This window comes from Collinsella tanakaei, from assembly GCF_021531055.1.
Classification (GTDB): Bacteria; Actinomycetota; Coriobacteriia; order Coriobacteriales; family Coriobacteriaceae; genus Collinsella; species Collinsella tanakaei_B.
The window spans coordinates 453422-466310 of sequence record NZ_JADYTL010000001.1 but is presented as its reverse complement, the minus strand read 5'-3'; the positions used below and the strand labels follow the sequence as shown (position 1 = coordinate 466310).

The following is a 12889-nucleotide window of genomic DNA, read 5'->3' as shown; positions in this document are numbered from 1 at the left end:
GGATGGGGAGCACGAGGCGCGGGTGCCGGCGCGCCGGTTCGCACCCGTTCCCTTGAGGGTGCCGCCCGCTGTTCGAGCTATATCGGTATTCGAGGGGAAGCGTCATGGGATTGAACGAGACGCCGTCGGGCGAGCGCGTGCATATCGGCTTTTTCGGATTGCGCAACGCGGGTAAATCGAGCGTCGTGAACGCGGTGACGGGGCAGGAGCTCTGCGTCGTGTCGGACGTGCGGGGTACGACGACCGATCCGGTCAAGAAGGCGATGGAGCTGCTGCCGTTGGGGCCTGTCGTGATCATCGACACGCCCGGCATCGACGATCAGGGCGAGCTGGGCGAAAAGCGTGTCGCCCGTGCGCGTCGCACGCTGACGGGCTGCGATGTCTCCGTGCTCGTCGTGGACGGCACGGTCGGACTCATGGCGCCCGACCGCGAACTCATCCGGCAATTCGAGGCGCGGCAGATGCCCTATCTTATCGCGTGGAACAAGTGCGACCGAGATGCCGCGCTCGCGAACCTCGACGACCTGTGTGCGAAGGATGCCGAGCTGAAAGGCCATGTCCAGGCGGTGAGCGCCCTCGACGGTCGGGGTATCGGGGAGCTCAAGGAGCGCCTGGCGCATATGGCGAAAAGCGATGCGCGCGAGCGGCGCGTCGTCGCCGATCTGGTCGATGCGGGCAGCACGGTCGTGCTCGTGTGCCCCATCGACGCCTCGGCGCCCAAGGGTCGTCTCATCCTGCCGCAGCAGCTCGTCATCCGCGACCTTCTCGATGCGGGATGCATTCCGATCGTCTGCCGCGAGACGGAGCTTGCAGGCGCCCTCGATGCGCTCGCCGAGCCCCCGGCGCTCGTGGTGACCGATTCCCAGGTCTTCGAGTACGTTGCCCGTACGGTGCCGGGGACGGTCCCGCTCACGTCGTTCTCCATCCTCATGTTGCGCTACAAGGGGGATCTCGTCGAGGCTGTCCGCGGTGCCGCCGCGCTCGACGGGCTTCGCGACGGCGACCGGGTCCTCATCGCCGAGGGCTGCACGCACCATCGCCAATGCGAGGACATCGGCACCGTCAAGATGCCGCGGTGGCTGGCCGAGCACACCGGAGCGGGCCTGTCGTTCGAATTCTCGAGCGGCACGGGATTCCCCGAGGGGCTGGAGAGCTTCGCCGCGATCGTCCATTGCGGCGGCTGCATGCTCAATGCGCGCGAGATGCGCAGCAGGCAGGTTCGCGCGGCGGAGGCCGGCGTGCCGATGACGAACTACGGTGTCGCCATAGCGCACATGCACGGTATCCTGCGACGCAGCTTGGCGCCCTTCCCGGAAGCGCTCGCCGCGCTCGGGTAGCCGTTCGCCGCGCACGTCGAAACGGGTCGGGGACGGATGTCGGGCTCGGTGCGCTACAGATCGCGATGGGCGGGAAGGCCGTGCATGCCGGTCGCCTCGCGCACGCCGGCGACGAGCGCCTCCTCGAGCGCGCGGGTCGCGGCAAGCCCGATGAGGTCGAGCGGGTAGTCGGGCGCACCCTCGTCGATCGTGCCCGCCGCCAGCACGTAGACGGTATCGCCGTCGTTGGTGGTGTGCGTCGGGCGGATGACGTGCGCGTATGCATCGGCTGCCATCTGGGCGACCTTGGTCGCCTGCGCCTTGGTGAGCCGTGCGTTGGTCACGATGCACGAGATGGTGGTGTTCGTGCGGTCGAGGGGCATGGACAGATCGGCGCCGGCGCGAAGCATGCCTTCCTCCAGGTCGACGATCCGCGTGCCGTCCGCCGCGTTGCGCGCGCCGGCGATCGGCGCGCCGCTGTCCGGATCCACCACGTTGCCGCAGGCGTTGACCGCGGCGATGGCCCCGACCTTCAGGGCGCCGAGCTCGAAGGCACGCGCCCCTAGGCCACCCTTCATGGCGCGATCGGCTCCCAGCAGCTTGCCGACGGTGGCGCCGGTGCCCGCGCCGACGCAGCCCTCGGCGAGCGCATCGGCGCCACCGTCCAAGGCGGTGCATACGGCGGCGGCACCGGCGCCACCGTCGGGCCGTGTGAACGCGTCGCCGAACGCGAGGTCGAACAGGCAGCTCGAGCAGACGATCGGCACGAGCGTGGGCCCCACGTCGAGTCCGATGTGGCGGCGTTCGAGCTCGCGCGCCACGCCGGATGCGGCCTCGAGACCGAACGCCGATCCGCCCGACAGGCAGACGGCGTGTACCACATCCACGGTGTTCTCGGGACGCAGCAGGTCCGTCTCACGCGATGCGGGAGCCCCGCCGCGAACGTCCACGCCTCCGGTCGCACCGGCGGGGGCGACGATGACCGTGCAGCCGGTCGCGGCGTCCCCGTCCGTCCAATGGCCGAAGGAAAAGCCCTCGATATCGGTGATGGAGATGGGCGTCAGCGAATCAGATGCCATGGCGTTCCTTTCTTGATGGGATGGTCGGGGTGAGTGCGGGCGGGGCTACGCCGGGCGTTCGGGCGCGTTCGCGGTGCCGGGCAGGACGGCTGTCCGCCGTCGGTCTCTCCTCAGCTTGCAGGGTGTTCGAACGCCTCGATCTCGCGCGCCACGCGGGCGATGGGCAGGCCGACGACGTTGTAGAAATCGCCGTCGATACGACGGACGAGCATGCGCCCGCCGACGCCTTGGATGCCGTAGGCGCCGGCCTTGTCCATGGGTTCGCCGCTCGCCACGTAGGCGGCGATGCGCTCGTCGGACAGGGGGTAGAACTCGACGTCGGTGATCTCCACGAACGAGCGCTCGACGCGTCGCCCACCATCGTTGCGAACGAGGCAGACGCCGGTCGCCACCTGATGCGTGCGTCCGGACAGGTGCTCGAGCATGGCGCGGGCGTCGCCTTCGTCGGCTGGCTTGCCGAGCAGTTCGCCGTCGATGGCGACGATGGTGTCGGCGGCGACGACCGTCTCGCCGGGGTGCGCCTGCGCTGCCGCCACGGCCCGTGCCTTGGAGACGGCCAGGCGTTCGACGAGCTCGAACGGCGTCTCCCCTTCGCGAGGGGTCTCATCGATATCGGCGGGTATGATGCGCGGATCGTATCCCGCCTCACGCATCAGCTCGATGCGGCGCGGGGATTGTGAGGCGAGGATCATGGGGTGAGGAGGGCCTTTCCTAGAGTTGGATACCGGCGCGGACCTTGTCGACCGCCGCGTCACCCGCGATGTCGCCGAGGATAGCGAGCGCGAAGGGGAGCGCCTGGCCCATGGCGGATGCGGTGATGAGGTTGCCGTCGACGACGACCGTCTTCTCTCCGGCGAAGGTGCCCTCGGGGAAGCTCGTCTCGAATCCCGGGAAGCAGGTGGCGCGCCTGCCGACGAGCAGGCCGAGCTCGCCCAGGATGGACGGGGCGGCGCAGATGGCGGCGACGTGCTTGGTGAGGGCGAACTCGCGGACCAGGTCGCAGACGCGCTCGTCGGCGCGCAGGTTCTTGGTGCCCGGCATGCCGCCCGGCAGCACGATGTAGTCGTATTCGGAGAAGTCGACCTCGTCCAACGTGCTGTCGCATGTGATGGAGACCTGCTGGGCGGTCACGACGTCACGCGTGGGCATGATGGAGACGAGGGTGGCGCGCACCCCGCCGCGACGCAGGATATCGACGGCGGTCAGGCATTCGATGGTCTCGAATCCATCGGCGGCAAGCACGGCAACGGCTGACATGGGGGATCCTTTCGACAGGGGGGTGCGTTTTGTGACCTTATACCCACACCCGAGCTCGACCTGACAGCTTTCTTCGCCGAACCGATCCGGCCCCACGTGACACGGAGATCAGGTCCGGTTTCATGCGGCTGCGCGGCGTCTTCTAGGCGCGGGTGAGATGCGCCACGGTCTCGCAGTGGAAGGTCTGGGGGAACAGGTCGACCGGCGTGGCCGACACGATCGAGAACGTCCCCTCGTCGACGAAGCGCCGCAGGTCGCGTGCGAGCGTGGCGGGGTCGCAGGAGACGTAGGCCACATCGCGTGCGCCGGTCGAGGCGATGAGGCCGATCGCCTGGCCGTCCAATCCGGCGCGCGGCGGGTCGACGACGAGCACGTCGGCGTCCTCGTCGGGGAACTCCCGCACCGCGTCGCCACCGATGACGTCGACGTCGTCGAGGCCTGCGATCTCGACGTTGCGGCGCAGGTCGCGCACGGCGGGACCGTAGGCCTCCACGGCGGCGACCCAGGCGCTGCGGCGCGCGAGCGGCAAGGTGAAGGTGCCGGCGCCGCTGTACAGGTCGATGGCGACCTCGTCCTCGCGCGGCTGCAACGCATCGAGCACCAGGTCGAGCAGGATCTCGGCGCCGGCGGTGTTGACCTGGAAAAACGACGGGGCGGACAGGCGCATCTGCTCCTCGCCGAGCTTCTCGGTCCACGAGCCCTCGCCGAACAGCGCCTCGACGCCTGCGACCTTGCGCGCGCGTCGGTCCCCCTTGCTCATCACGCGGACGACGCTCGTGGGTTTCACGGCGTCCTGCAGCACGCGGGCGACCTGCGCGCGCGGGAACGCGCCGGTGGGCGTCCAGAGCGCGACCTCGAGGGAGCGCGTGCGGCGGCTCGCGCGGATGCCGACGCGCTCGATGCCCAGGTCGCGCGAATTGCCCAGATACGACAGGGCGCCGGCGACGGATTTGACCGCGCGCGCGTGGCGTTTGTCGAACAGCGGGCAGGCGTCGACCTTGACGATCCGCTCCGGGTCGATCCCGTGCATGCCGAGCGCGAAGCGGCCGTTGGCGTGCGTGGGCGCGAGCTCGACCTTGTTGCGGTAGCCCCATGCGTCCTTACCGTGGCGCAGCGGCTGCACGATGCGCGCGATGTCCTCATCGGAAAAGCGGCCGATGCGCTTGAGCGTGGAACGCAGGTTGTCCTCCTTCGCCGCGCGCTGGGCCTCGACCGTGAGCGCGGCCCACGGGCAACCGCCGCATATGGCGGAAAACGGGCAGGCGGAGGCAGCGCGGGAAGGGGAGGGCTCGAGCACCTCGACCGCGCGGGCGCGGTCATACGACGCGCCGTTCGCGACGATCTCGGCCTCGACGACGTCGCCGGCGACGCCGCCGGACACGAATACCGCCTTGCCCTCGTCGGTGCGGGCCAATCCGTCCGGCCCGTAGGTCATGCAATCGATGGTGAGCCTCATCGCGATCCTTCCGTCCTCGGCTGTACCGCATCAGTGTAGCGTCTCGTCTTGCCGGGCTTCGAACCTGCACGAAAAACGCCGCCCGCTCCGGTGATGGGACGGAGCGGGCGGCGTGCGGGAATCGCAAGCGGGCGGTGGGCGGAACTTACTTGCCCTTGTTCTTGGAGCCGAACAGCAGCGTTTTGAGCCCGAGGCCCACGAGTGCCAAGCCGGTGGTCACGCGGCCATGGCGGCGGACGGTGATCGTGGTCGTCGCGGGCTCGGGTCCGCCGTGGCGACCCGTGCGAGCCTCGGCGGTGCGGCCTGCAGGCTCGGGATCGGGTTCGATGAGCGTCGCCTTGACGGTCGTCGGCGCGGCCTTTGCCGTCTGCAACTCCTCGACGGGGGCTTCCTTCGGGCCCTCGTCCGAAGGCGCTGTCGGCGTCGTCGCGGGGACCGTCTCGACTGCCGCCTTCTTGTCGTCGTCGACCGGCGCGTGCTCGAGCACGGCTTCCTCGTCGGGCTCGACGGCCGAGCTCGGCGGGGTTCCCTGCGGTACGCTCGGGCGGGCGACCGCCTGTTTGGAGGCGACCTTCTCGGCGGAGGCGGCACGCTCGCAGGCGAGCTCCATGAGGTGCTCCTGCGCGATGAAGGGCTCCTCGTCCGCCGCGCGCTCGATCGGCTTCCAGGTGCCGTCGCTTGCGAGCTCGCGCGCCTTGACGTTGTCGGCGAGCTGGATGTGCATGTAGTCGATGACCTGCGCGCGCTTGTCGGCATCGAGGACCGGGAAGGCGATCTCGACACGATGCTCGGTGTTGCGCGTCATCATGTCGGCGGAGGAGAGGTAGACCGTGTCGGCGTCCTCGCCGAACGCGTAGACGCGCGCATGCTCGAGGAAGCGCCCGACGATCGAACGGATGTGCACGTTCTCGGTCTTGCCGGGGATGCCGGGCAGCAGGCACGAGATGCCGCGGATGATCATCTCGACCTGGACACCGGCGCGGCTCGCCTCGGCGATCTTGTCGATGACCTCGCGGTCGGTGAGCGAGTTGAGCTTGAAGAACACACGGGCGGGCTGTCCTGCCTGCGCGCGGTCGATCTCACGGTTCAGACCGGTCATGATGAGCGGTTTGAGCCCCGCGGGGGCGACGCCCAGGTAGCGGTAGCTGCCGCGCAGGTTGCCCAAGGTGAGGTTCTGGAAGAACGCGTTGGCGTCCTCGCCGATGCCGGGGTGCGCGGTCATGAGCATGAAGTCGGAGTAGAGCTTGGCGGTCTTCTCGTTGAAGTTGCCCGTGCCGAGCAGGGTGATGCGCGTGATCGCCATGCCGTCGCGATAGGTGATCTGGCAGATCTTGGAGTGGCACTTGAAACCCTCCGAGCCGTAGATCACGGTGCAGCCCGCCTCCTCGAGACGCTCCGCCCATTCGATGTTGTTCTCCTCGTCGAAGCGGGCGCGCAGCTCCATGAGGACCGTGACCTCCTTGCCGTTCTCGGCGGCGGAGATCAGCGACTCGCACAGGCGCGACTGCTTGGCCACGCGATACAGCGTGATGCGGATGGAGAAGCACTGGTCGTCATGGGCCGCCTCGTGTACCAGATCGAGGAACGGGCCCATCGATTCGTAGGGATAGAACAGCAGCTTGTCGCCCTCGATGACCTGCTCACGCATGCTGCGTCCCACGGTGAACGCGGGATTCGCCTGGGGCGTGAAGGGGTCGAACAGCAGCTCGGTGCGGGCGCGCTCGGGGATATGCGATTCGAGCGAATAGACGAATCCGAGATCGAGCGGCATGTCGAGGGTGGCCGTCGCACGGCCGGAGAGCTCGAGCGCGCGCCGGATGGGCTTTATGGTGGTGCGGTTGAGCTTGCCGCGGACGTAGAGGTAGACGGGCTGAAGGCGCAGGCGCTTCTTGAGGATGCGCTTCATGTGCTGGCGGTAGTCCTCATCCTCCTCGACGCCCTCGCCGTCCGGGTCGATGTCGGCGTTGCGGATGACGCGGATGACGGCGCGGTCCTGGGGGCTATAGGAGCCGAAGCACCCGTCCAGGCAGGTCATGATGACGTCCTCGAGCAGGATGTAGCGGTATCCGTCGCCCTCACTCGGCACCTCGATGACGCGCGGCAGCATGGCGGGCACCTCGATGAGGCCGAGCAGGCCGCTCTCGTCGGTATCGGCGCCCTCCAGGCCGCACACGAGGTAGAGCGCGCCGTTGCGCAGGTTGGGGAAGGGGTGGCGCGGGTCGATGACGAGCGGCGAGATGATGGGGGAGATGAACGATTTGAAATAACCCTCCACGAACGTGCGCTCGTCGCCGGCGAGCGTATCGGGCTCCAGACGCACGAGACCGTGGCGCGCGAGACTGTCCTCGAGCGTGTGGAACGCGGTCTGGGCGCGGTCGTAGAGCGGCGGCAGGGCATCGAAGACCCGGTCGATCTGCTCGGCGGGCGTGAGGTTGCTCTTGTTGTCGCGCGGTTGGTGCTTGAGGGTGGCGAGGTCGGACAGGCCGCCGATGCGCACCATGAAGAACTCGTCGAGGTTGCTCTCGAAGATCGCGACGAACTTGAGCCGCTCGAACAGCGGCACCGTCTCATCGTATGCCTCGGCGAGGACGCGATCGTCGAAGCGCAGCCAGGACAGTTCGCGGTTCTGCGTGTACGAGAAATCGTGGCGCTCGGCGCGGCCGGAGCGGTCCGGCGATTCGGCTCCGCGCTTCTTGTCGTTCTTCTTGCGATCCTTATCCTTGTCGGCCATGGGCTTCTCTCCATCCGGGTGAAAACTTCCATCGGGGATGACGCCGCCGCGGTCGATCGGAGCGTCGACCGGGATGCGCACACCCATACATCAATATAGGGGTTCACCGAAGGCCCGAAGGGCGGATTTGGAAAAGCTTGCCATGATGCTTACATAAGATGGCGGCGCGGGATGAAAACGAACCGGAATGGTAGGATGCCGGACGTGCGGACGGCTGCGGCCGTTCGGCGAGGTTCGCGGACGCCGTCGGCGCTTCGAACGGTCCCTTTTTGGCGGTAAGTGGTCCTCAAGGGGGTCGGTGCGCATATTTTTTTGGCAATAGTGAATCTTTTTGCGCGGCTGGAAACGCGCTGCCAAAAACAGATGAATATACAAAATGGAGGTATAAATATGCAGTTTAGGGTGTAAGAACGAGAGGAGTTTTCAGATTGCGTCCTTGGTGCTCGTCTCGTTTTCGCACGTATCCATGCTTTACTTGATAAAAGTAGACCATGCACGTATTGTACAAATATACCGTTTACGCGCCCTTTGATACCGCTCGGCGGTGTCGTGTAACTCGGTGGCGGTATTGGATAAATCTATGAGTGTCCGAAAGCGACGGCCTAGCACGAGGGCCGCCAAGGGGGCCGCGTCGCGGCCTGGATAGAAAGGTAGGAGGCTATGACGAAAGGACTGCATGTCACGAGCGAGATTGGGCAGCTGAAGAAGGTTTGCCTGCATCGCCCGGGCGAGGAGCTCCTCAACCTGCCGCCTGATGAGCTCGAGCGTCTTCTGTTCGATGACGTTCCGTTCCTCGAGGTCGCTCAGCAGGAGCACGACCGTTTCGCCGAGATCCTGCGTGAGCAGGGCGTCGAGGTCCTCTATCTCGAGAAGCTCGTCGCCGAGGCGTTCGACGCCGTGCCCGAGGCCCGCGAGGAGTTCCTCGATCAGTGGCTCACCGAGGCGGGCATCAAGGGCAGGATCGCCCCGGCCGCCATCCGCGAGAAGCTCGACTCGATCACCGACAACCTCGAGTTCGTCAAGAAGACCATGGCCGGCATCACCAAGGCCGAGATCGACCTGCCGCTCACGAGCTCCGTCACGCTCGACTCGCTGGTCAACACCGAGTCCGAGTCCGATCTGCTCGTCGACCCGATGCCGAACCTCTACTTCACCCGCGACCCGTTCGCGGTCGTCGGCACGGGCGTCAACCTGAACCGTATGTACTCGGTCACCCGTAACCGCGAGACCATCTACGGCAAGTACCTCTTCAAGTACCATCCCGACTACAAGGATGTGTCGCTGTACTACCGCCGCGACAGCACCTTCCACACCGAGGGCGGCGACGTGCTCAACATCAACGAGCACACGATCGCCGTGGGCATCTCGCAGCGCACCCAGGCTGCCGCCATCGACGTGATGGCCCAGAACATGTTCTGGAACTCCGACTCCAAGATCGATACGATCTTGGCGTTCGACATCCCGGTGTCCCGTGCCTTCATGCACCTCGACACCGTGTTCACGCAGATCGATGTCGACAAGTTCACGATCCATCCGGCTATCATGGGCACGCTGACCGTCTACAAGCTCACCCCGGGAGCGAATCCCGGCGAGGTCGAGATCGTGGAGATCAACGACACGCTCGAGCACATCCTGGCCAAGGCCCTGGGTATCGACGCCGTCAAGCTCATCCCCTGCGGCGGCGGCGACCCGATCGCGGCGGCGCGCGAGCAGTGGAACGACGGCTCCAACACCCTTGCCGTCGCCCCCGGTAAGATCTGCGTCTATCAGCGCAACACCGTCACCAACGACGTCCTCTACAAGGAGGGCATGGAGCTGCTCGTCGTGCCTTCGGCCGAGCTCTCCCGCGGTCGTGGTGGCCCGCGCTGCATGAGCATGCCCTTCTGGCGCGAGGACCTCTAGTCTCGCTTCCCCAGGTGCCGCATCTCGGCGCTCACTCGTCGGGCGCCGCACGCTAGGCGTGCGCCCTCCTCGTTCGCACCGACCTGCGGCACCTGGGAAACCGACCTCGTTTCCCCGAGCACCCCGCCTCGCCCCTCAAACGTTCGGGCATGGCCCTAAGGCCTATGCCCTCCGTTTTCGGGACGATCCGGGGCACTCGGGAAACCGAGCCCTTCACGAACGTGCGATTAGAAGAAATTCGGTCGATAGGGGTTCGGTCGGGGTTCATCGGATCGGATGGTCTTCGGTCCGATGGGCCCCTCGCATCGTTCGATGCGTTTCATGCACGGATTTTTCTCACGAAAGGAACCTTTCATGGGCGTTAACCTCTCCGGTCGCAGCTTCCTGCGTCTGCTCGACTTCACGACCGAGGAGATCGAGTACATGCTCGCTCTCGCCAAGAACTTCAAGGACCTCAAGCGTACGGGTACCCCGCACCGCTACCTTGAGGGCAAGAACATCGTCCTGCTGTTCCAGAAGACCTCCACGCGCACCCGTTGTGCCTTCGAGGTCGGCGCCATGGACCTCGGCATGGGCGTGACCTACCTCGATCCGGGCAGCTCCCAGATGGGCAAGAAGGAGTCCATCGAGGACACCGCCCGCGTGCTCGGCCGCATGTACGACGGCATCGAGTTCCGCGGCTTCGCCCAGTCCGACGTCGAGGAGCTCGCCGCCAAGTCCGGCGTGCCGGTGTGGAACGGCCTCACCGACATGTGGCATCCCACCCAGATGCTCGCCGACATCCTGACCGTCCAGGAGAACTTCAACTACGACATCAAGGGCAAGACCCTCGTGTTCATGGGCGATGCCAAGAACAACGTGGCCCGTTCCCTCATGGTCGTGTGCGCCAAGCTCGGCATGAACTTCGTCGCATGCGGGCCCAAGGAGTGCATGCCCACCGACGACGTCATCGAGGCCTGCAAGCCCATCGCCGCGGCCAACGGCTGCACCATCACCCTCACCGAGGACCCCAAGGAGGCGTGCACCGGTGCGCACGTCATCTACACCGACGTGTGGGTCTCCATGGGCGAGCCCGACGAGGTCTGGACCGAGCGCATCAAGCAGCTCGAGCCCTATCGCGTCACCTCCGAGCTCATGGCGCTGGCCGATCCGTCCGCGATCTTCCTGCACTGCCTGCCCAGCTTCCACGACACCAACACCACCACCGGCGCCGAGATCGCCGAGAAGTTCGGTGTCACCGAGATGGAGGTCACCGACGAGGTGTTCGAGGGCCCGCAGTCCAAGGTCTTCGACGAGGCCGAGAACCGCATGCACACCATCAAGGCCGTCATGTACGCGACCCTCAAGTAGGTCGCCTCTCCTTTCATCTTCCGCCGTGGCGGGCGCGCATCCGCGTCCGCCACGGCGGGGGAGTCCGTCTGTTGCCCGCGCCCCGTCCGATAACGCACGGCACGGCGGGCGGTGTCGCGCGGACGTGTTTTTCAACAAGAAAGGGGGATGAGCATAATGGCTGAGACCACCAAGAAAAAGCGTGGCATGCTCTCGTCATTTACCATTCTTCTGTTGCTGTTGGCCATCGTCGCCATCATCACCGTCATCGTCGGCAGCATGGCTCCCGACCAGGTGACCCCGGCGCATGCGAGCGACTTCTTCACCGCGCCGGTGAAGGGCTTCGCCGACGCGCTTCCCGTATGCCTGTTCGTCATGATCCTCGGCGGCTTCCTCGGCATGATGACCGAGACCGGTGCCCTCGATAACGGTATCGCCGCCCTCGTCCAGAAGCTCAAGGGCAACGAGCTCATGATCATCCCTGTCCTGATGATCATCTTCTCGCTCGGCGGAACCACCTACGGCATGTGCGAGGAGACCGTGCCGTTCTACGCCCTGCTCGCCGCCACCATGATGGCGGCCGGCTTCGACCCGATGGTCGGTGCCGCCACCGTCCTGCTCGGCGCCGGCTGCGGCTGCCTGGGCTCCACCGTCAACCCGTTCGCCGTCGGCGCCGCCGTCGACTCCCTGCGCGGCGTGGGCATCGAGGTCAACCAGACCATCATCATCGGCCTGGGTGCGGTCCTGTGGATCGTGACCACCGCCATCTCAATCGTGTTCGTCATGGGGTACGCCAAGAAGGTCAAGGCCGACAAGGGCTCCACCATCCTGTCCATGCAGGAGCTTAAGAACGCCGAGGAGGCCCACGGCGCCGCTGCCGCCGAGGCCGCCAAGGAGGTCGTGCTCACCGGTCGCCAGAAGGCGTGCCTGGGCATCTTCGCCTTCACGTTCGTCGTCATGATCGCCGGCTTCATCCCCATCGCCGACCTCAACGAGGGCGTCGCGAACTTCTTCGACGCCGGCGCTTCCTATGAGACCTTCGAGACCCCGGTCGTCACCGACGACCTCGTCGCCGCGTACGACGACGCCAACGGGACCGCGACCACCGTCGAGGGCTCCGTCGAGGGCGTCGCCGTGGGCGAGGTCCAGACCTCGCAGGGTTGGTCCGCCTTCATCACCGGCCTGCCGATCGGCCAGTGGTACTTCGATGAGGCCTCCACGTGGTTCTTCGTGATGGCCATCATCATCGGCGTCGTGGGCGGCCTGTCCGAGAAGCAGATCGTCAACACGTTCATCGCCGGCGCCGCCGACATGATGAGCGTCGTGTTGATCATCGCGCTGTCGCGCGGCATCTCGGTCCTCATGGCTTCCACGGGCCTCGACCAGTACGTGCTCAACGCCGCGGCCAACGCGCTCGCCGGTGTGTCCGGCATCCTGTTCGCGCCGCTCGCGTGGCTGCTGTACTTCGGTCTGTCCTTCCTCATCCCGTCGACCTCCGGCATGGCCACCGTGTCCATGCCCATCATGGGCCCGCTGGCAGCCCAGCTCGGCTTCTCGCCCGAGGTCATGGTGATGATCTTCTCGAGCGCCATCGGCGTCGTGAACCTGTTCACGCCGACCTCCGGCGCCATCATGGGCGGCCTCGCGCTCGCCCGTATCGAGTGGACCACGTGGCTCAAGTTCGCCATGAAGCTCATCGTGGTGCTCTCGGTGGTGTCCGCGGTCATCGTGACCATCGCTCTGGTCGTGCTCTAGCGCGTAGCGCTCGGGCCCTATCCGGGATCGTCTAGCCGGCCCGGTTCGAGCCGGTGAGGACCTA

The 12889-nt window shown here is 66.3% G+C and carries 9 protein-coding genes; 4 read left to right on the top strand and 5 right to left on the bottom strand.

All coding sequences use genetic code 11. The features are described from left to right. Window positions 1-104: 104 nt before the first annotated feature. On the top strand, window positions 105-1337 hold the full coding sequence (gene hydF / locus I6E04_RS02025; protein WP_235421483.1) for a [FeFe] hydrogenase H-cluster maturation GTPase HydF: 1233 nt from the start codon (window positions 105-107) through the stop codon (window positions 1335-1337). A 53-nt stretch (window positions 1338-1390) separates the two neighbouring features. Here the strand turns inward: hydF and I6E04_RS02020 are convergent, their stop codons facing one another. The 5 genes from I6E04_RS02020 to ppk1 form a co-directional block, all read right to left on the bottom strand. Then, window positions 1391-2395, bottom strand: a complete 1005-nt coding sequence (locus I6E04_RS02020; protein ID WP_235421482.1) for a P1 family peptidase — start codon at window positions 2393-2395, stop codon at window positions 1391-1393. A 110-nt stretch (window positions 2396-2505) separates the two neighbouring features. After that, window positions 2506-3087, bottom strand: coding sequence for a Maf family protein (locus I6E04_RS02015; protein ID WP_235421481.1), 582 nt, complete (start codon window positions 3085-3087; stop codon window positions 2506-2508). Window positions 3088-3106: 19 nt separating this feature from the next. Then, window positions 3107-3652: a DJ-1 family glyoxalase III gene (locus I6E04_RS02010; RefSeq protein WP_235421480.1), complete on the bottom strand. Its 546-nt coding sequence runs from the start codon at window positions 3650-3652 to the stop codon at window positions 3107-3109. Window positions 3653-3794: 142 nt separating this feature from the next. After that, window positions 3795-5108, bottom strand: a complete 1314-nt coding sequence (gene rlmD, locus I6E04_RS02005) for a 23S rRNA (uracil(1939)-C(5))-methyltransferase RlmD (protein WP_235421479.1) — start codon at window positions 5106-5108, stop codon at window positions 3795-3797. Window positions 5109-5253: 145 nt separating this feature from the next. Beyond that, complete coding sequence (ppk1, locus tag I6E04_RS02000) at window positions 5254-7839, bottom strand: polyphosphate kinase 1 (RefSeq protein ID WP_235421478.1); 2586 nt, start codon at window positions 7837-7839, stop codon at window positions 5254-5256. Window positions 7840-8499: 660 nt separating this feature from the next. On the opposite strand from ppk1, the gene arcA reads away from it, so the two are divergent. The 3 genes from arcA to I6E04_RS01985 all read left to right on the top strand — a co-directional run bounded on the left by arcA (window position 8500) and on the right by I6E04_RS01985 (window position 12825). Next, the gene (arcA, locus tag I6E04_RS01995) at window positions 8500-9741 is read left to right on the top strand and encodes an arginine deiminase (RefSeq protein WP_235421477.1); all 1242 of its coding nucleotides are present in this window, start codon (window positions 8500-8502) and stop codon (window positions 9739-9741) included. A gap of 354 nt (window positions 9742-10095) precedes the next feature. After that, window positions 10096-11091: an ornithine carbamoyltransferase gene (gene argF / locus I6E04_RS01990; protein ID WP_235421476.1), complete on the top strand. Its 996-nt coding sequence runs from the start codon at window positions 10096-10098 to the stop codon at window positions 11089-11091. A gap of 156 nt (window positions 11092-11247) precedes the next feature. Beyond that, window positions 11248-12825, top strand: a complete 1578-nt coding sequence (locus tag I6E04_RS01985; protein ID WP_235421475.1) for a TRAP transporter large permease subunit — start codon at window positions 11248-11250, stop codon at window positions 12823-12825. The last annotated feature ends 64 nt before the right edge of the window (window positions 12826-12889 follow it).

What these genes read in the sequence shown, in the direction of transcription:
- hydF (WP_235421483.1), top strand. Translation starts at nt 105, where the DNA reads ATGGGATTGAACGAGACGCCGTCGGGCGAGCGCGTGCATATCGGCTTT.
- I6E04_RS02020 (WP_235421482.1), bottom strand. Translation starts at nt 2,395, where the DNA reads ATGGCATCTGATTCGCTGACGCCCATCTCCATCACCGATATCGAGGGC.
- I6E04_RS02015 (WP_235421481.1), bottom strand. Translation starts at nt 3,087, where the DNA reads ATGATCCTCGCCTCACAATCCCCGCGCCGCATCGAGCTGATGCGTGAG.
- I6E04_RS02010 (WP_235421480.1), bottom strand. Translation starts at nt 3,652, where the DNA reads ATGTCAGCCGTTGCCGTGCTTGCCGCCGATGGATTCGAGACCATCGAA.
- rlmD (WP_235421479.1), bottom strand. Translation starts at nt 5,108, where the DNA reads ATGAGGCTCACCATCGATTGCATGACCTACGGGCCGGACGGATTGGCC.
- ppk1 (WP_235421478.1), bottom strand. Translation starts at nt 7,839, where the DNA reads ATGGCCGACAAGGATAAGGATCGCAAGAAGAACGACAAGAAGCGCGGA.
- arcA (WP_235421477.1), top strand. Translation starts at nt 8,500, where the DNA reads ATGACGAAAGGACTGCATGTCACGAGCGAGATTGGGCAGCTGAAGAAG.
- argF (WP_235421476.1), top strand. Translation starts at nt 10,096, where the DNA reads ATGGGCGTTAACCTCTCCGGTCGCAGCTTCCTGCGTCTGCTCGACTTC.
- I6E04_RS01985 (WP_235421475.1), top strand. Translation starts at nt 11,248, where the DNA reads ATGGCTGAGACCACCAAGAAAAAGCGTGGCATGCTCTCGTCATTTACC.